General features: G+C 37.8%; 17 protein-coding genes, 1 tRNA gene and 2 pseudogenes. 10 read left to right on the top strand and 10 right to left on the bottom strand.

The window, feature by feature from the left end:
• Positions 1-11: 11 nt before the first annotated feature.
• Positions 12-346: pseudogene (locus IPM92_02170) on the bottom strand (carboxymuconolactone decarboxylase family protein).
• Between the two features lie 99 nt (positions 347-445).
• Between IPM92_02170 and IPM92_02165 the strand changes: the two are divergent.
• The 4 genes from IPM92_02165 to IPM92_02150 all read left to right on the top strand — a co-directional run bounded on the left by IPM92_02165 (position 446) and on the right by IPM92_02150 (position 2,870).
• The gene (locus IPM92_02165) at positions 446-1,141 is read left to right on the top strand and encodes a TIGR04283 family arsenosugar biosynthesis glycosyltransferase (protein ID MBK9107201.1); all 696 of its coding nucleotides are present in this window, start codon (positions 446-448) and stop codon (positions 1,139-1,141) included.
• Between the two features lie 118 nt (positions 1,142-1,259).
• On the top strand, positions 1,260-1,850 hold the full coding sequence (locus IPM92_02160) for a YceI family protein (GenBank protein ID MBK9107200.1): 591 nt from the start codon (positions 1,260-1,262) through the stop codon (positions 1,848-1,850).
• A 136-nt stretch (positions 1,851-1,986) separates the two neighbouring features.
• Positions 1,987-2,406, top strand: coding sequence for a hypothetical protein (locus tag IPM92_02155; GenBank protein ID MBK9107199.1), 420 nt, complete (start codon positions 1,987-1,989; stop codon positions 2,404-2,406).
• Positions 2,407-2,453: 47 nt separating this feature from the next.
• The gene (locus IPM92_02150) at positions 2,454-2,870 is read left to right on the top strand and encodes a hypothetical protein (GenBank protein ID MBK9107198.1); all 417 of its coding nucleotides are present in this window, start codon (positions 2,454-2,456) and stop codon (positions 2,868-2,870) included.
• A gap of 2,053 nt (positions 2,871-4,923) precedes the next feature.
• On the opposite strand, the gene paaI is transcribed toward IPM92_02150, so the two are convergent.
• The 8 genes and pseudogenes from paaI to IPM92_02110 all read right to left on the bottom strand — a co-directional run bounded on the left by paaI (position 4,924) and on the right by IPM92_02110 (position 11,388).
• Entirely contained in the window at positions 4,924-5,343 is a 420-nt protein-coding gene (paaI, locus tag IPM92_02145; protein MBK9107197.1) for a hydroxyphenylacetyl-CoA thioesterase PaaI, read from the bottom strand.
• 31 nt (positions 5,344-5,374) lie between these two features.
• Positions 5,375-6,520, bottom strand: a complete 1,146-nt coding sequence (locus IPM92_02140; GenBank protein MBK9107196.1) for a 3-hydroxybutyryl-CoA dehydrogenase — start codon at positions 6,518-6,520, stop codon at positions 5,375-5,377.
• Between the two features lie 21 nt (positions 6,521-6,541).
• A complete protein-coding gene (locus IPM92_02135) occupies positions 6,542-7,318 on the bottom strand; it encodes an enoyl-CoA hydratase/isomerase family protein (GenBank protein ID MBK9107195.1) in 777 nt (258 codons plus the stop codon).
• A 9-nt stretch (positions 7,319-7,327) separates the two neighbouring features.
• Positions 7,328-7,768, bottom strand: coding sequence for a phenylacetate-CoA oxygenase subunit PaaJ (paaJ, locus tag IPM92_02130; protein ID MBK9107194.1), 441 nt, complete (start codon positions 7,766-7,768; stop codon positions 7,328-7,330).
• Positions 7,769-7,886: 118 nt separating this feature from the next.
• Positions 7,887-8,647, bottom strand: a pseudogene (gene paaC, locus IPM92_02125) (phenylacetate-CoA oxygenase subunit PaaC).
• The gene (gene paaB / locus IPM92_02120; GenBank protein MBK9107193.1) at positions 8,647-8,928 is read right to left on the bottom strand and encodes a 1,2-phenylacetyl-CoA epoxidase subunit B; all 282 of its coding nucleotides are present in this window, start codon (positions 8,926-8,928) and stop codon (positions 8,647-8,649) included. Before paaB ends, paaC begins: the two are co-directional and overlap by 1 nt.
• A gap of 409 nt (positions 8,929-9,337) precedes the next feature.
• The gene (paaA, locus tag IPM92_02115) at positions 9,338-10,273 is read right to left on the bottom strand and encodes a 1,2-phenylacetyl-CoA epoxidase subunit A (GenBank protein MBK9107192.1); all 936 of its coding nucleotides are present in this window, start codon (positions 10,271-10,273) and stop codon (positions 9,338-9,340) included.
• Between the two features lie 50 nt (positions 10,274-10,323).
• Positions 10,324-11,388 carry a 2Fe-2S iron-sulfur cluster binding domain-containing protein gene (locus IPM92_02110; protein MBK9107191.1) on the bottom strand — a complete coding sequence of 355 codons (1,065 nt, stop codon included), beginning with the start codon at positions 11,386-11,388 and terminating at the stop codon, positions 10,324-10,326.
• A gap of 280 nt (positions 11,389-11,668) precedes the next feature.
• Between IPM92_02110 and IPM92_02105 the strand changes: the two genes are divergently transcribed.
• Positions 11,669-12,514 (top strand): hypothetical protein, encoded by an 846-nt coding sequence (locus tag IPM92_02105; GenBank protein MBK9107190.1) that lies wholly within the window; start codon positions 11,669-11,671, stop codon positions 12,512-12,514.
• Positions 12,397-14,721: a hypothetical protein gene (locus tag IPM92_02100; GenBank protein MBK9107189.1), complete on the top strand. Its 2,325-nt coding sequence runs from the start codon at positions 12,397-12,399 to the stop codon at positions 14,719-14,721. The genes IPM92_02105 and IPM92_02100 overlap by 118 nt, the downstream gene beginning before the upstream one ends.
• 4 nt (positions 14,722-14,725) lie before the next feature.
• Here IPM92_02100 and IPM92_02095 read toward each other — a convergent pair whose 3' ends face one another.
• Positions 14,726-15,397, bottom strand: a complete 672-nt coding sequence (locus tag IPM92_02095; protein ID MBK9107188.1) for a DUF4397 domain-containing protein — start codon at positions 15,395-15,397, stop codon at positions 14,726-14,728.
• A 158-nt stretch (positions 15,398-15,555) separates the two neighbouring features.
• Here IPM92_02095 and IPM92_02090 point away from each other — a divergent pair, with 158 nt between their 5' ends.
• The 4 genes from IPM92_02090 (at position 15,556) to IPM92_02075 (ending at position 18,197) form a co-directional block, all read left to right on the top strand.
• Positions 15,556-16,338 (top strand): M48 family metallopeptidase, encoded by a 783-nt coding sequence (locus tag IPM92_02090; protein ID MBK9107187.1) that lies wholly within the window; start codon positions 15,556-15,558, stop codon positions 16,336-16,338.
• Between the two features lie 137 nt (positions 16,339-16,475).
• Positions 16,476-16,549: transfer RNA gene (locus tag IPM92_02085), tRNA-Asp, on the top strand.
• Between the two features lie 476 nt (positions 16,550-17,025).
• Positions 17,026-17,799 (top strand): hypothetical protein, encoded by a 774-nt coding sequence (locus IPM92_02080; GenBank protein MBK9107186.1) that lies wholly within the window; start codon positions 17,026-17,028, stop codon positions 17,797-17,799.
• 17 nt (positions 17,800-17,816) lie between these two features.
• Complete coding sequence (locus IPM92_02075) at positions 17,817-18,197, top strand: hypothetical protein (protein ID MBK9107185.1); 381 nt, start codon at positions 17,817-17,819, stop codon at positions 18,195-18,197.
• Positions 18,198-18,215: the final 18 nt, after the last annotated feature.

The following is an 18,215-nucleotide window of genomic DNA, read 5'->3' as shown; positions in this document are numbered from 1 at the left end:
GGATTTTTAAATTACATGCTGATGTCTTTCACTTTATTCATCATCTGCACGCCATGCACTAGTGAAGCACCTCCACGAATAGCAGCAGCCACGTGAACGGCCTCCATCATTTGGGCTTCATCGAAACCTTTTTCAAATGCATCCGTACTGTAGGCATCAATGCAATAAGGACATTGGACCGCATGGGCTACGGCCAGGGCAATCAATGATTTTCTTTGGCTGATAAAGCCCCATCTTGAAAAACCTCTCCATACCAGCTGAAAAATTTATCGGCCATTGGTTTTTGAAATTCACCAATTTTGCCAAACTTGGCTAGGTCTTCGTTGAAATAATAGTGCTGACTCATGTTTTAATACTTTATTGAGGCTCAAATATAATCCTCAAAAGGATTCAGGCATGTGCTTTTAAATTTATAATTGTCCTTTCAAACGCTAATGTAACTTTAATGACACCTCTTATAAGTATCATCATTCCAACTTTTAATGAAGAAAAATACATACCTCAGTTAATTATTTATTTGAAGTCCCTTGAACAAATTGAATTAGCAGAGATCATTGTAACAGACGGTGGAAGCCAGGACAAAACTTTAACATTGATACAAAATGATTCCATCGTATTGTTAAGCTCGCGCCAAAAAGGAAGGGCTGCACAAATGAATTTTGCCGCAGAAAAAGCGCGCGGTAAATTCTTGTATTTTTTACATGCCGATACCCGACCACCCCAAAACATCATTCAACTGATTCTTGACAACGCCCCAAAGAAGGCTTTATCATGCTTGAGATATCACTTTGAATCAGATAAATTCCTGCTTAAAATTAATGGATACTTTACCCGGTTTAATGGAGTTTGGGCTGGTGGAGGAGATCAATCTTTAATCATTGCAACAGACCTGTTCAATCTCCTGGGAGGGTTCTCAAATACAAAAATCATCATGGAAGATTTTGACCTGGTTCAAAGAGCATCTCATGTTGGCTATCCGTTAATTATTTTACCACATTATATGTTGGTCTCAGCACGTAAATACGAGCACAATACCTGGCTCAAAGTACAATTGATGAACTTCATTACGGTATTAGCATGGAAAATGGGTGCATCCCAGGATTTTCTCTTTGCGTTTTATCATAAAAAATTAAATCCTTGAGTCGTATTGTTACTCATTTTTAAAAAGTTAAAATCGCGTTAAAGAAAAGAATTTAACCACAAAAGCAAAACAAATTCTGTCCTCATTCCTTATTAAGGTTCATTTTAAAAAATCAATTATGGCTAAATTATTTTCGACAATCATGTTATTAACTTTGGCTTTTGGCATATCTGCCAAAGACCCGCAGACTTTAAACAGTAAAGTCAATTTACAGGAATCCACCATTGCCTGGACGGGTTACAAAGTAACCGGCAAACACAATGGATTGGTAAATTTAAAATCTGCAAGTTTGAATTTTGAAGGCAATATACTTAAAGGAGGTTCCTTTGAAATTGATATGACTTCGATAAGTTGTCTTGATATGACCGGAGAATATGCAACGAAGTTGGTGAATCACCTGAAAAGCGATGATTTTTTCGGTGTGGCAAACCATCCCGTTGTAAGTTTTGCTACTACCAAAGTGGTGCACCAGGGTCAGGATTTGTATAAAATAGAAGGTAACCTAACCATTAAAGGAGTCACGAAACCAATACGCTTCAATTCCAAAGTAAAAGATATGGATGGACAAAAGCAACTCACAGCTCAAATTAAACTGGACAGAGCTGATTTTAATGTAAAATATGGGTCCGGGTCCTTTTTCGACAATCTTGGAGATAAAACTATCTATGACGAGTTTGACATTAATGTGACTTTGGTCACAGCGAAATAAATATTCATTCATGAGATCATATGAGCCCGGGGCAATTGCTCCGGGCTTTTTTTTTAATAAATGTTAACATATCGCAAAAACTTCTATTATATTTGATTGATAAATTACATTTTTCAAACAAACAAAACCAATATTTATGAACACAAAAACGCTTATTGCCGGGCTACTCGGAGGTATTGCTTACTTCTTTCTGGGCTGGTTGCTTTATGGTATGTTATTGGCTTCGACATTCGAAAGCTTAATGGGATCTGCACAAGGGGTGAACAGATCAGACGATGAAATGGTGCTTTGGGCCCTGGCCATCGGAAATTTAGCTATGGGCTTGGCTATGGCCTATATTCTGAATAACTGGGCCAAGGTTAGCACTGTTCAAACAGGCGCTATTAATGCAGCTACAGTTGCTCTTATGCTGAGTCTTGGCTATGATCTCATGTGGTTTTCAACCACTCACCTCATGACCCTTAGCGGAGTATTACTTGATGTAGTCGTATACACGGCGATGAGTGCCATAGCAGGTGCAATCATTGGATGGTGGCTGGGCAGATCAGCAAACTAAATAATCTTAAGTATTACAATTTTACTCATTTCTAAAAAACAAATATTATGAATTCAAAAATAATTATAGCCGGTTTATTGGGCGGTATATGTTCGTTTCTTATAAGTTCTGCGCTTTACGGAATGCTGTTGCAAGAGACCTTCGCATCCATGTGTGGATCCGCTACTGGCACCATGAGGTCTGATGATGAAATCATCTTTTGGGCATTAATTTTAGGAAATCTGGTCATTGGATATATGGTGGCTTATATTTTTAGCACTTGGGCCAATATATCGACATTTATGGGTGGTTTAATTGGCGGTATCACAATGGGTGTACTTTTTACCGCTGGTTATGATTTTATTTTTTATGGTACAACTCATGTAATGTCTTTAAATGGGATATTACTTGACATCGTAGTCAATATTATTATCTGGGGGGTTTCTTCAGGTGTCGTTGGCTGGTGGTTGGGCAGATCAAAATAATCTTAGCTAAACTATTTTATAAAAACCGCTGGATGAAAATCCGGCGGTTTTTTTTTGGGGTTGGTGGAGGATTAGGTTTGGAGAAAGGTATGAGGAAGTCTGTTAGTCTGTTAGTCTGTTAGTCTGTTAGTCTGTTAGTCTGTTAGTCTGTTAGTCTGTTAGTCTGTTAGTCAATAAAGATGTTAGTTCATAAATATACTTTAATACTATTTTTTATAACATGTTGTTAAAAAAGGTATAATACTCAAAATAGTTGTAAAACCATTGTAAGCATATTGAATATCAATTGTTATATACTTGTTGGTTTCAATAAGCTCTATTTTGTAGAAAAGCAAAAAAGATGCGGCCGATTTTAGATACCACAAAAAACAAGAAAAACAGAGATATAAATGAAAAATTGTGGTGTTTTATCTACTGCAGAAATGAATCAGTCAAGTTAAATAATGAATTAGTTTGGTAAATGGATTTTAGAGAGATTAACCTATCGCTATCTTATTAAAGATAGTGGACAGCTACGACCAGTTAACACTACTTAAACAAACCCAGTTTTCAAATTAAAGCTCATATGAGGCTCATTTAATTATTGATGGCACCTACTTTAAAGGTGAATTATGTTTAGTGCTGTATTATGATTTTGATATCAAATACTGCCAGTTTTATCGCTTTACAAACAAAGAATCATATTTTGAAATTAGGAAGACATAGAAAATATCCAGTTGAGGGAATTCAAATCAACTCCGACTTGTGACGGTCACCATCATTTTAAAAGCAATTCAAAGCATGCCCACCCCAACATTCAAAGATGTTTGGTCATAAAGGGAGACAAATACATGGCTTAGAAGAAAGCCTGTAATGGGAGGGCTTGAATAGTAAGCACTTTGCATTTAATCAAAACTCACAATGACAGTATATTTTGGATAAATCAGTTCAAAGGATCTATCGATATAAAGCTTTCATAAATGAACAGCAGATTAATCCTGATACAGGAAGAAATTATCGTCACAAGGATCTAAGAAGAACTGCAATAATGATTCCAAAGGCAATACCCAATATGTTTCATTATTTAAGCAACCCTCAAATACCGAAAAATACTAATCCATTGAATCTTTTTTCGGGCATTTAAAAGACACTTTACTAGAGGACTGTCATTAACAACCGAAAGTCTTTATTAAATGGTACCTGCACTTTAAAAATGCATCAAGGAAATAGGTTTTGAAAATAAATCACCAACTATTTTTGAGGACATTACCATAAAAAACATGGCTTTGAACTGAATGATAGGAATGGGTTGAAACCTATTCCTATTTATTGCTAGGGGTGCATTTTATGTACCCCATGGGTTACGTTTTCATATTTTTAATTTCTGTGTGTTCGTCTCTGTTTCCGGCTGAAGCCGCCATTGATTTTTATTATTGATTGACGGAATGGGTTGAAACCCATTCCTATTTATTGCTAGGGGTGCATTTTATATACCCTATGTGTTACGTTTTCATATTATTAATTTTTGTGTGTTCGTCTCTGTTTCCGGCTGAAGCCGCCATTGATTTTTATTATATATTGACTTATGCTCCCTTGTCCCGTAGGGACAAAATATTGGTAGCCGATTAGGAACAACCATCACGGCGTGCCGTAGGTACGCTACAGTATCTTAGGTAGTAAAAATATATTGTTAGACGGATTACAGAATTTTCTTTTACTAACCAACATCAAACTCATTTTAGGCAGTTGAATCAATCATTAATAATAATGCATTTCGACATTGCGTTCACCTCACCTCCAGCTCCTCTCCACTCTGCGGAGAGGAGAGCAGGTTGTCGTTCCTTTAAAAATGTTTCCATTATTTTAAAACAGCAGCTCTGCGTATCCCGCTTTCATTAGCCAACTTGGTAATAAAATATTTTTTCAAAGCGGGATACGCTGGGGCGATAGGAAAACTCCGTTTTCCAAACGGATGATTCATTGAATTAATATTTGCTTTGTCCAATGCAACAAGCTATGTACTAACCCCTAGCAACTGTAAACTGTGAATGCCTGTAAACTGAAAACTTCCCTTTCACTTCCAATGTGTATCTTTAATATACACCATCCCTCGAAACAGTGCTACCAGTTCTTCCGCTTGGTTTTTTACTTCGACCATATATACAGCATGAGTTCTTTTGATCGATAATTGTTTGGCTTCGGCAATGAGCGTATCGTGCTCTTTAACAGGATGAAGATGGTTGATACTGCACTCTATTGAAACAGCATGCCGACCATGGCTGTTGGATGCAAATGCAAATGCGCTATCCGCGAGCGAAAACGTGATTCCCCCGTGAGCGATATGAAATCCGTTCAACATTTCTTTCCGTACGGTCATTTTTATTTTCGAATAGCCAAGGCTTTCTTCAATTCTTTCGATTCCCAACCACAAACTGAAAGGATCATTGAAATACATTTTATCAATAATCTCTGTTGGTGTAAGCAATGATTCCATTTGATTCTTTTAAGTATTCCGAAAAAATTATTTATACATGCAGATCAGCAATTAATTTTTTAAACCCAGGACTTGGGCGATACCTGTCTTCTTTATAATACTGATGTAATTCTTCCATTCCTATCAGGCAATGGTTAATGCCCAATTCTTTTGCCCAATGAAGAAGACCCATTGGATAATTAACGCCTTTGGTCATTGCACGTTCGATATCTTCATAACTTGCCAGTCCGTAGTACCATGCATCAACCGCTTCGTTAATGAGCATGTATAAAATGCGGTTTGCAATGCCGGACAATAAAATTCTGTTCTCTTGATCAGGCATCGGTAAATCATTTGCATAATTATAGTAACCTCTTCCAGTTTTTTTACCCAGCCACTTTGCAGAAACGAGATTTCTTTGCGTAAAAGAAGGTTTGTATCTAGGTTCAAAAAAACAAGCTTCCCAAACTGATTTTGTGACTGCAAAATTCACATCATTTCCAATAAAATCCATCAAAGCAAACGGACCCATCTTAAAATTATGAATGCTTGTCATTGCATAATCAATTGTCGCAAAATCTGCGATCCCTTCTTCATAAATGCGCAAAGCTTCTGAATAGTATGGCCTTGCAATTCTGTTTACAATAAATCCGGGCGTATCCTTTGCGATAACGCTTAATTTTCCCCACTGCTGAATATATTCAAGTGTAGTATCTAATACCTCCTTATCCGTTTGCAATGCAGGTATGTGTTCTACCAAAGGCATTAAAGCGACCGGATTAAAAAAATGCAAACCTATGACCCGCGATGGAATTCTACAAGTTGAGGCCAAAGCATTGATGGAAAGTGAGGATGTATTACTTGCAAGTATACAGGAATCCACAACCAGCTTTTCAAGTTCATTAAAAAGCTCTGATTTAATTTTTAAATCTTCAACAATAGCTTCAATGACCCAATGAGCATCCTTTAATATTTTTAGCTCGTTGCTAAAATAAATTCTTCCAAAAATAGCAATGGCTTCAGCATTTGATATTTGACCTTTTTCAGCCAACCTGTTGAGCGCTTTCTGAACAGAAGCTTGTGCCTTTTGAAGAACCGTGTCATTGACATCGACTAACAGTACATCATGCCCTGCTGTTGCCGCCAATTGGGCAATTCCGGAGCCCATTGTGCCTGCACCTACAACTCCAATGCTTATTTTTTTCATATCGCTGTTTATTTACCGGCCTTTAAATTCCGGATTTCTTTTTTCAATAAAAGCCTGGACGCCTTCTTTGTAATCATAGGTTTCGCCGCATAAAATTTGCAACTCCAATTCGTGCTCCAATTGTTGATCTAAATTATTGCTCAAGCTAGCATTCAATAATCGACGCGTATTAAATAAGGCCGTTGTTGGCATATTTCCAATTTGCTTTGCAAATTTCATTACAGCTTCCGAAAAAAGTTCCACAGGAAAAACTTTATAGACCATACCCATTTGCTGGGCATCAGTGGCAGTAACTTTATCCCCTGTCATCATTAATGCCGAAGCCCGTTGCCAACCGATCAATCGAGGAAGAAAAAACGTGCCACCACTATCGGGGATCAAGCCAATTTTTGAAAATGCCTGAATAAAACTTGCGCTTTCACTTGCCAGAACGATATCACAAGCCAATGCAATGTTTGCACCGGCACCTGCCGCTACTCCATTCACAGCAGCAATTACCGGCTTTGAAATACTTCGCAATTTCCGGATGATGGGATTGTAATGTTCCAACAAAATTATTTCCAAACCCGGACCCTGGGGATCCAAAACTTCTTGCAAATCCTGCCCTGCAGAGAATGCTTTTCCGTTGCCTGTCAATAAAATGCATCGCACATTTTCATCCTTATCGAGTTTAATCAATGCATCCAAAAAAGCGATGGCCATATCCCGATTAAATGAGTTATAAACTTCAGGCCTGTTGAAGATGATCGTTGCAAGAGTGTCTTCTATAGTAATTAAAATGCTATTCATTATTTTTCGTTAATGACATTTAAAATAATCGAAAGGTTCTCGGCAATCCATGCATCTGTATAAAGCTTTGCAAGCAGTCGAACCAAATTCACTGATGCGTTCTGTATTTGAAGAAGTGCATCTCGGGCATGAAACTTTGTCTAAAATACCAAAGGCTTCAGGATCTAAGCTGGCCAATCTTCCTGGCGGTGCTATGCCATAACTTTTGAGTTTCATTTTTCCCGATTCACTCATCCAATCCGTAGTCCAGGCTGGAGAAATTGACGTTCGAATATTAACTTTATATCCAAGATTTTCTACTGCTGCCTTCACATTCATTTCAATAAATTGCATTGCAGGGCAACCCGTATAGGTAGGAGTAATAACTATCAAAACTTTGCCATCTACAATTTCAATATTGCGAATAATTCCCAGGTCAATTACGGATAAAACCGGAACCTCAGGATCCATTACAGTCTCAAGTTCATTCCAGATTTTTTGTATGTTTTGTTCGTGCAACAGAAATATAAATTTAGGAACTCAAAATAATCCACAAATTCTTTTATTATCAGGCAACCGAACAGTTATTTTACCACTCCATATTCGGATAAGCGCGCTGCATGTATTGCATTTCCGTCAATATATATCCTAAATGTTCTGAATGATTGCCTTGTTTACCACCTGATTGCATCCAGTTTGTTTGCGGGATTTTTAAAGTAGCTTGTTGTAAAATGCGCTGAACATGATTCATCCAGATATCCCGAATAGCTTCCAGATCGGGACTCACACCTTGTAAATGCATTTGTTTTTCAAAATCGCTTTCCGCAAACATTTCACCGGTAAAATTCCAAAAGTCATCAACAGCAGCCTGCATTTTTTGATGCGATAATTCAGTACCATCTCCGAGTCGCAAAACCCATTCACTGCTCCACTTCAAATGATAGGCAGTTTCTTTTAAGGTTTTTCAGCTATAGCTGCCAGAGATGCATCTGTACTTTTCATCAGCTCTTGAAAATAAGGATAATGAAATGCATCCAGGAAAAACTGTCTGGCAATGGTGTGTGCAAAATCTCCATTTGCTTGTTCCACCAACAACAGATTACGATATTCCCATTCATTCCTTAAGAACGCAATTTGATCCTCAGACTGCATATTTCCAGAGACCTCTGATGCATATTGATAAAGCAAACGAGCTCTACCTATATAATCCAAAGCAATATTGGTCATGGCCATATCCTGTTCCAAAACAGGTCCGTGCCCACACCATTCGCCCAATCGCTGACCCAGGATCACTGCATTATCTGCTAGATGTAGCAAGTACAATATTTTTTCTTCCTTATGCCCCATCATTACATGTGTTTAACTTCATCAGGCAAATCATAAAAAGTGGGATGTCTGTAGATCTTGTCCATCGCAGGTTCGAAAAACGGATCGCTATCAGATGGATCAGAAGCCACGATATGTTTGGATTCCACAGCCCAAATGCTGATCCCTTCCTGCCTGCGCGTGTAAACATCTCTTGCATTTTCAATAGCCATCTGCACGTCAGCCGCATGCAAACTTCCAACATGTTTGTGGTTTAATCCCGATTTAGATCGGATAAATATTTCAAATAAGGGCCAGTCTTTCATTTGGTTGTTAGTTGTTGGTTGTTAGTTGTTGGTTTTTGGTTTTTCCGATAAAAAGAAACCTCTTGTTAACAAAAACGTGAAAATGTCGGGACTTGTATAAAACTAACATACGTTCGTTAGTAATTTATCAATTCATTAATGCTTCGAGTTTGAAATTCGTAAAAATCTAATGCCTAACTTTACTCCATATTCCTTGCTCTATAATCCTTAACCTTTACTCCATTATCCTTGCTCCATAATCCTTAATCTTTACTTCATGATCCTTGTTCCATAATCCTTAATCTTTACTCCATTTTCCTTGCTCTATAATCCTTAATCTTTACTCCATGATCCTTGCTCCATTATCCTTAATCTATAATCCTTAATCTTTACTCCATTTTCCTTGCTCTCCACTCCTCCTAAGAACTTTTCAACCCACAACTGCTTTCCTTTTTTCCGCATACGCCATCGCCGCATCTCTTACCCAGGCTCCTTCTTCATAAGCTTTCACGCGATCTCGAAGCCGTTGTTTGTTGCAGGGGCCATTTCCTTTGACAACATTCCAAAATTCATCCCAATTGATCTTACCAAAATCATAAGAATTGCGTTCGGCATTCCATTTCAGATCAGGATCGGGAACGGTCAGTCCGATCAATTCAGCTTGTGGTATGGTCATGTCGATAAATCGTTGTCTGAGTTCGTCGTTGCTGAAACGTTTGATTTTCCATTTTAAACTCTGTGCCGAATGTATAGATTCCGAATCATTTGGTCCGAACATCATCAGACTGGGCCACCACCACCTGTTGAGTGCATCTTGCGCCATTTGTTTTTGTACAGCGCTGCCTCGGGCCAGGGTCAGCATAATTTCATAACCTTGTCTTTGATGAAAACTTTCCTCTTTGCAGATTCTGATCATGGCCCTGGAGTATGGTCCATAACTAGTTCTGCATAAAGGAATTTGATTCATGATGGCGGCACCATCTACTAACCATCCAATGGCACCCATATCTGCCCAACTGATGGCTGGATAATTAAAAATACTCGAATATTTCGCTTTTCCAGTATGCAGTTCCTCCAGCAATTCTTCTCGGTCTATACCTAAGGTTTCACATGCTGAATATAAATATAAACCATGTCCGGCTTCATCTTGGATTTTTGCCAATAAAATGGCTTTGCGCTTTAAGGAAGGTGCTCTGGTGATCCAATTCCCCTCCGGAAGCATTCCAACAATTTCAGAATGCGCATGCTGACTGATCTGACGGATCAAAGTTTTGCGGTATTCCTCAGGCATCCAGTCCTTGGCTTCAATTTTATCTTCCTTATCAATTTTTTGCTGAAACCTGGATTCGAGATCTTCTCTAAACATGACTTTTACTTTTTGCGACTTGAGTCCAATTTATAAACATATAATTTTCATTATTGATCAAAACTCAATTCAACTTTTGAGGTTTTGGGATAAGATTGACAACTCAATACATAATCATTTTGAATCTCATCTGGCTCCAGTCCATAATTGGTAGCCATTTCAACTTCCCCACTGAGTAGTTTTGCTTTGCAAGTACAACACACCCCTCCTTTACAAGCATAAGGAAGTTTTGCACCTTGTTTTAATGCAGAATCCAGAATACTTTCCGTATTGAAAGCGAGGCTGTATTCAAATGTACGGCCGTCGAGTGTGATTCTGACTAAACTTGAAGCATCCCCATGGGAATCCACTTTGGGAGCGGGTTTGGGAATTTGTACTCCAAACAATTCCAAATGAATTTTAGAAACAGCTACTCCCATCGTCAAAAGTTTTTCACGCAATTCAATCAACATCGATTCCGGACCACACATAAAAAACGCATCCACTTCTTCAGGTTTGAAAAAGTATTTTGCAAATGATTCCAATTTATCTGCATTGATTCTTCCATGATAAAGTTCTTCTTCCAATTTTTCTCTGCTCAACAAAAAATGCAGACTTAGATTCGCAGGATATCGGTTCTTTAAGTTCATCAATTCTTCTAAAAACATGATGCTGTCCGTATGCCTGTTACCGTAATAAAGTTGTATTTGACTTTTAGATTCGACAAATAAAATTTGCTTGATATTTGAAAGAATAGGTGTTATTCCGGAACCCGAGGCAAAAAATATATATTTTCCGGAACGGGACTCATCTAAATTTATAAAAAACCGCCCTTCTGGAATTTCAACTAAAATCTCATCATCCACCTTAAGCTCCTCATTCAGATAATTGCTGAAAATACCATTACTGACTCTGCGCGCAGCAATTTGCAATTTTTGCTCATAAGGGGCTGAGCACATAGAATAAGACCTTTTGACAGATTCACCTAATTTAGGATGAATCAAGGTAATGTGCTGCCCAGATTGAAAATTAAAATATTCGCGAATGGAATCCGGCAAATCAAAACATACGGTAACCGCATCTGCCGTTTCAGCTTGAACGGATTTTACGCGTAATGGGAAAATCTTATGTTGCATGGGCTGCAAAAATAATGAATCAGGCTCATTTCAGATAAAAAAACCTTATTAAGAACGACCGGATGGACGAATATTCATTTTCTGTTTTCCAGAATGTTTGTCGAATAGCCATGTACTATTCCTAATGGGCCTTCGTGATAAGCTATGTACCCGAATACCTGGTTCTTCAATCCTAAATTCCAGATGCATCATTTTAGTCCTTATCCGAAAGATTCGTTCATATTAAAATTTTATATAATATGATACAAGGTCTGCGTATTTTTACGAATATTTTTTGAGCATGTTCAAATTGACAATTTCTTTTATTTGCTTTTCATTCTTTAAGTTATGTTCACAGGATTCCTATTTTCAGCAGGATCTCGACTACAAAATTAAAGTTAGCTTAGATGATCAAAATCATAAATTATCCGGCTTTATTGAAATAAAATACAAAAATAACAGCCCACATATACTGGATAAAATCGGTTTTCATCTTTGGCCAAATGCCTACAAACACAAATCCACAGCATTTGCAAAACAAAAAATAAGGATGGGCGATTTAAATTTTCACGAAGCCTCAGCCAATGCATTGGGTTCTATCGATAGTCTTAATTTTAAAGTCAATGGAATTCCGACAATGTTTCACTTCCAGCCAAAACATGAGGACATCTGTTGGTTAATCCTCCATCAGGCTTTGTTGCCCCAGCAGGAAATCACAATTTCAAGCCCCTTTGTCGTAAAAATACCAGAAAATTTCAGCAGATTGGGCAGAGGACCTGAAAGTTACCAAATGACCCAATGGTACCCCAAGCCAGCTGTTTACGACCACAAAGGCTGGCATGTAATGCCTTATCTGGATTATGGTGAATTTTTTAGCGATTTCGGCAGTTTTGATGTAGAAATTACGCTTCCTGAATCATATGTGGTTGCAGCTAGCGGCAGTCTGCAGACCAATTCAGAAATAATCTTCCTCGAAGAAAAAGTTCGTTGGACTCAAAATCTCATTGAAAAAATGCAATTGCCGAACCTATGCTTGCCAATGAAAAAATCAAGTACAAGACCATTCGATATACAGCAGACCATGTACACGACTTTGCCTGGTTCGCAGATAAAAATTTTTTGGTTCAAAAATCACAAGTTGATTTAGGTGATGACCATAAAGTAGATACCTGGACATTTTTCAAAAACCCCGAAATATGGAAAGAATCTATCACATATGTCAATAGAAGTATCGGGTTTTATTCCTCGCATATTGGTGCATATCCATGGCCCCAGGCAGCGGCTGTAGAAAGTGAATTGAATGCAGGAGGTGGTATGGAATATCCAATGATCACCGTGATTGGAACGATGTATAATCATGAACAATTGGATGAAGTGATCGCCCATGAAATAGCTCATAATTGGTTTTATGGCGTTATTGCTTTTAATGAACGAGACCATCCATTCCTGGATGAAGGCATCACGAGTTATTATGAGCAACGCTACATGCGAAAGTATTATGAAGAAGAAGATTGGTTTTCGGATGAAGGCATTTTAGCCCGGCTTTTCAGAAATGTGGACGCCGAAAAGTTTCAATATCTCTTATTAGCAAGGCCGCATTTGGATCAATATCCAAATCAAAATGCTGATCGATTTACAAGTATCAATTATGGCAACGATGTTTATATAAAAACAGCCGCACTTTTTTCTTATATCGAAAAGTATATTGGACAAGAAAAACTTGATTCATTACTGAGGTCCTTTTATGAAAAATGGAAATTCAAACATCCCTATCCTGAAGATCTTGAAGATCATTTTCGTCAAAATGAAACAAAAGATTTTACTTGGTTTTTTAAAGGGTTTATTTCGAGTGACCGGAAAATGGATTACCGCATGAAAAGTCTGCAAAAGGAAAATGATTCGATATCCATCAAAATTGAAAATTGCAATGGAATTGAAGCACCATTTTTACTTTCAGCCATCAAAAATGATGAAAAAATGGAAAGCAAATGGATAGACGGATTTAAGGGATCGAAAATACTCAAGTCGTCTTGTCGGGATTGCGACTATTTTGCAATAGATATTGATCAGGAATCATTGGATTTGTATGAAAATAATAATTACATTCAAGCAAAATCTGCATTCAATAAAATAGAAAAAATCAACTTACGTCTATGGCCTCTAATTGATAAACCCCGAAGCACGGATATAGGCATCACACCTGTTATTAATTTCAATAATTATGATGGAATTTCTACAGGCTTGTATATTTCAAGTGCGCTGCTTCCCTTCCGGAAATTTAAAATGCATGTCATGCCATTTTATGGTTTTCGATCAAAAGAGATTTCCGGTTCAGCAGGTTTAAGTTACCATTGGTTTAGACCAGACACCAGAATACATCATTGGAAGTTTGACATAGATTTTAAAAAATACGCCTATGCCAAAAATAAGGATGCTTCTTTCCTCAATTACTATCAACTAAAACCAAGTGTCACTTGTGTTTTTTATCATCTTCCGTCTAGCCAGGTCAAATCACAGATCAGGTATACCATTTTCGCTGAAAAAAATGAGTACGTCGATTATTCAGATACTACAACACCCGGATTTTCCCAAGAACATTTGAATACATATACGCATGTAATCGATTATTCAAGATCAAAAACATCGATATTGGGCAATACCTCGCTTGACATTCGTCTGATCTATTTTAATCAAAAAATGATTTCGCCTCTTCAGCAAAATTTCCTGCGAACGGATATCAGCTTGCAAAAATCATTTTTAATAGCCAAAAACAGATATGCAAACATACGTTCGTATGTTTCGTTCTTTCCGATTAATTCCGAGAGACATTCTACCTCTATAAGTTCCCGCACTTCGCCCTATTACTTCCGTGGTTCAACCGGGCTCACTTTTCAAAATTATCAGGATGAACTTAACGAGTATTATTTTAAAGGACGCACTGAAATTTCAGGCTTTGCATCACAACAGCTATACCTTAAACAAGGTGCTTTTAAATTGCCTTTGGGCTATTCTTACAGGGAAAACATTGGCAATAGCAATTCACTTGCAGCAGCTTTAAATCTGTCAACAGATCTTCCGATTCCCAAAATTGGAAATTATCTTAAACCATATTTCGATTTGGGCTATTACCAAACAAAACCTGTTTCACCCGACGGCAATTGGATTTGGAGCGGTGGCATAGAGCTGGAGTTGATACCAGATATACTTAGTTTTTATTTTCCAATGGCACACTCTACTAATATCCGGAATTTACTTAAAGCAAAGACCGAAAATAATTATTGGAAACAGATCAGTTTTACTCTGAATATTCATATTTCAGAAACAGAGCTTCTGCAAAAAATATTGAGATTCTAGCCGTTTATTTATTAACGATAATATTATGACTAGCCTTCGGTGTTTGTCCGACGAGGCCGGTCATTAATATTGAATATTTTTTGCCCGGTAACAGATTAAAGTTGGTAATATTAGACACCACCGTAGCACCTGCAACAATCGTAAAATCCGTTTTACCCGGAGAAATAGGATTGAATGTGGATACAGCTTTAAAAGCGACCCCTGAAGCCACCGTAGCACCGGATGTAATGTTCAAACTCATGTTATTCCCATTGGGTACGAGGTTGATCAATCGCAAATAGCTTTTTGAAGTATCTGCAAGCTCTAGATCATCTGATACCAATAGCAACTCAGATCCTGCATCTTTATTCGTCAACATAAGCGTATTGTTCGAATTCTTTTTTAAATTAAAGGAATTGGATGCGATGATTGAATCGAGCGTATTATCCCTTATTTTAAACGAGGAATTGCCCGATGCCAGTGATTGGTACAAAGTAAAATTTCCAAAACCGGCTGTTAAAGGAAGCATCAATGAATCATTAACCAATACCGTAGCATTTTTGCCTGAAGTATAGGCATGAATGAACATCAAATTGGCAAGCCCACCTGAATCATCCTCATCTTTAGCGCAGCCAAGGAATCCTGAAAAACATAAGGCCAATAGGAGCAAGCCAAAAAGAAAACGTGTCTTTTTCATGGTAAAAATTTTAGAGTGAAAAAATAGAATAGCTGAAAAGGGTGTAAAGAGGGCTCTAAAGATACGATGCAATTCTGGAAACTTGAAAAATTATATCCATAATTTTATCCTTAACTTTATCATTTAAAATTAAAATAGAAGATTAATAAATCTCAATTATGAATAAAAGAACAAGTGGAACATTGGTCATTGCCTTGCTATTAGCAGGATTTTCATATTTTAAATATTGCAGTTCAAAAAGTTTTAATGAGTATACGCAACAGTATCAACATGTAGGCATAAGTCCTGACCAGGAAATCGCTCTTGGTCTGAATTCTGCACCTTCAATGATCGAACAATATGGAGGATTGCATCCGGACCAGAGGGCACAGGACCTCGTAAAGTCTGTAGGCCGAAAGTTGGTGCAAAATACGATTGCTGCAAAGACTCCCTACCAATATGATTTTCATTTGTTGGCTGATGGAGAGACGATTAACGCCTTCGCATTACCTGGAGGACAGGTATTTATCACAACTGCATTGTTTACAAAACTTGAAAATGAAGACCAACTAGCTGGAGTTCTTGGCCACGAAATAGGACACGTCATCGCCAGGCATGGCGGGGAGCGCATCACCCAGAACGAATTATTCCAGGGGCTTTCGGGGGCAACTACTATTGCAACAGGAGATCATCATGCGGGACAAAGTATGGCTGCGGCCTTAAATCAATTTTTTGCAATGCCCTATGGCAGGGAGCAAGAGTTGCAATCAGACGATATCGGAGTGCAGCTCATGCTAAAATCGGGATATGATCCTGAAGCTATGATTGGAGTTATGGAAATTCTAAAAGCAAATGCAGGCCCGAACCGGGTACCGGAGCGGATGAGTACCCACCCGGATCCGGAAAACCGCATGGCCAAGATTCGAGAAGCCATCCAAAAGCATCAGGCTAAAATTCAATAAATTGAATATTATACATATATATAGTTAATTGATTTACAATTATTTGAATTAAATATTAAAATATGAAAGTTCTTTGCACTTAAATTTGGATTGTTTTTATCTTTGCAGCCTTGAAATTTCCAGTAAGCTGGAATGAAGGATCGGTAGTTCAGTTGGTTAGAATACGTGCCTGTCACGCACGGGGTCGCGGGTTCGAGTCCCGTCCGATCCGCAAGATAAAAAAGCCTCCTTAGGGAGGCTTTTTTTGTTAACCAAATATTTATTTATTTTCTTTTCGTCCGACGATGAACAATTCACTTTGTGCTCATTATAATTTATTCCCAATCGTTGAAGCGAATTGAATTCATATAGCTATAGCCTTTTCGAATTTCCTTCATTATGGAGCTTCAAGTTTGGTCAGCAACTTGAAGTATATCCATTATTTTACGCTCTACAAAGTCCAAATTTGCTGTTTTTTCAACGCACATTTATGTGCGCCTCATTAACTAACATTTGTTAGCTACTCAAGTATTCTCCAACCTCAAATTTATAATTTTCCTGCAAGGCCATTAGAACCAAACAATTTTCCAATCTTGGTACAATTGATAACAATCATGTTGGAGACTGATCAATATCAATGGCCGACATTAAAACTAAAAATACTTTTAGGATGCAATAGCAAATTATTTCACAAAAAAAATACTTCCTATGAAATCTAAATTTTTTGCATTTTTGGCTTTAATTGCATTAGCCGCAGTTTATTGGACCTGTACTCATGACGATGGTGATATTACACCTTCCGGACCTAAAATTACCAGGGGTACAAACATACATCTGCCAGGTTTGACCACAGGAAATCCGGATCAATGGAAATTTGATAAATCACACTCCAGTGCACTTTGGCAAACCAAATATGTTGGTGCTTCAGGCTTATTAACAGGTCGTTTCAATCAATTTGGACTGGCTGAAGTAACAGACGCACTTGCCATAAAGTATGCAGTAACCACTCAGCCTTTACCAGATACATCTTGGGCTTTTTATGAAAACGAACCGGCAAAATCCTATTTTAATGGCTACGTTCAAATCAATACTTCCAACACCGGAGAACCCGGAAGAGATGCAGGATGTAATGTATCTGGAATGGGTACAGTAGCCATTGAAGCGGGTACACAGAATTTGAGCTATCCAAATCTGGCCAAGATCAAAACAAAAGAAATTAAATTTGATCCTTTGAGCAATGGATATATCGTAACACTGGATCTCACTTATCAGGGAAAATTGGCTGCTCCCCTCACAAAGACTTTAATTGGAAAACTTACCTATACTCCAAAACAAAGAGTTCAGTTTGGTACAGCTGCTGCCTATGATGTATTCGGACTTCAGTTAAATTTCCAGTTCAATTGCAGGGACTTTGGAATTACCAGCACAAGTGTGGCAGATGTAATTGAAATCACCTGCAACGCAAACTTCCACAATAAATAATTTAAAAATTAAAAGCCATGAAAAAATTCATTTTAAGTTTCTTTGGCGTATTGTTTATCGGGTTGTTTGTAACATCTTGTTATAAAGATATCATCAGTCCGGAATCAGATCCCGAAGGAACTCCGCAAGCCGTAAGCTTTAAGGAAGACTTGGCTCCACTTTTCAAATCCAAATGCACCAATGCCGGATGCCATGTTGCTGGAGCTCATAAACCTTATATGGAAAAACCAGAAGAGTCCTTTAGAAACATTGTAAATGGTGGCTTCGTAAATACATTCATTCCAAAGGAAAGTATACTATATAAACAAGTAAATGGCGGAATGACTGAGTTTATACCCTCCAAGAGTGACAAACAGTTGGTTTACGATTGGATACGCAATGGAGCACCCAATAATTAATCTCTTAATTTTAAAACA

This window comes from Saprospiraceae bacterium, assembly GCA_016719615.1.
Classification (GTDB): Bacteria; Bacteroidota; Bacteroidia; order Chitinophagales; family Saprospiraceae; genus Vicinibacter.
Note: the sequence above shows the minus strand (reverse complement) of the source record. Positions and strands in the feature narration are given on the sequence as shown.

Excerpts from the sequence above, each read along its gene's own strand:
- IPM92_02075 (MBK9107185.1), top strand. The coding sequence starts at position 17,817 with ATGAAAAAATTCATTTTAAGTTTCTTTGGCGTATTGTTTATCGGGTTG.
- paaA (MBK9107192.1), bottom strand. The coding sequence starts at position 10,273 with ATGTTTAGAGAAGATCTCGAATCCAGGTTTCAGCAAAAAATTGATAAG.
- IPM92_02105 (MBK9107190.1), top strand. The coding sequence starts at position 11,669 with ATGTTCAAATTGACAATTTCTTTTATTTGCTTTTCATTCTTTAAGTTA.
- IPM92_02155 (MBK9107199.1), top strand. The coding sequence starts at position 1,987 with ATGAACACAAAAACGCTTATTGCCGGGCTACTCGGAGGTATTGCTTAC.
- paaB (MBK9107193.1), bottom strand. The coding sequence starts at position 8,928 with ATGAAAGACTGGCCCTTATTTGAAATATTTATCCGATCTAAATCGGGA.
- IPM92_02100 (MBK9107189.1), top strand. The coding sequence starts at position 12,397 with ATGCTTGCCAATGAAAAAATCAAGTACAAGACCATTCGATATACAGCA.
- IPM92_02160 (MBK9107200.1), top strand. The coding sequence starts at position 1,260 with ATGGCTAAATTATTTTCGACAATCATGTTATTAACTTTGGCTTTTGGC.
- IPM92_02090 (MBK9107187.1), top strand. The coding sequence starts at position 15,556 with ATGAATAAAAGAACAAGTGGAACATTGGTCATTGCCTTGCTATTAGCA.
- IPM92_02150 (MBK9107198.1), top strand. The coding sequence starts at position 2,454 with ATGAATTCAAAAATAATTATAGCCGGTTTATTGGGCGGTATATGTTCG.
- paaJ (MBK9107194.1), bottom strand. The coding sequence starts at position 7,768 with ATGGATCCTGAGGTTCCGGTTTTATCCGTAATTGACCTGGGAATTATT.
- IPM92_02135 (MBK9107195.1), bottom strand. The coding sequence starts at position 7,318 with ATGAATAGCATTTTAATTACTATAGAAGACACTCTTGCAACGATCATC.
- paaI (MBK9107197.1), bottom strand. The coding sequence starts at position 5,343 with ATGGAATCATTGCTTACACCAACAGAGATTATTGATAAAATGTATTTC.
- IPM92_02095 (MBK9107188.1), bottom strand. The coding sequence starts at position 15,397 with ATGAAAAAGACACGTTTTCTTTTTGGCTTGCTCCTATTGGCCTTATGT.
- IPM92_02165 (MBK9107201.1), top strand. The coding sequence starts at position 446 with ATGACACCTCTTATAAGTATCATCATTCCAACTTTTAATGAAGAAAAA.
- IPM92_02080 (MBK9107186.1), top strand. The coding sequence starts at position 17,026 with ATGAAATCTAAATTTTTTGCATTTTTGGCTTTAATTGCATTAGCCGCA.
- IPM92_02110 (MBK9107191.1), bottom strand. The coding sequence starts at position 11,388 with ATGCAACATAAGATTTTCCCATTACGCGTAAAATCCGTTCAAGCTGAA.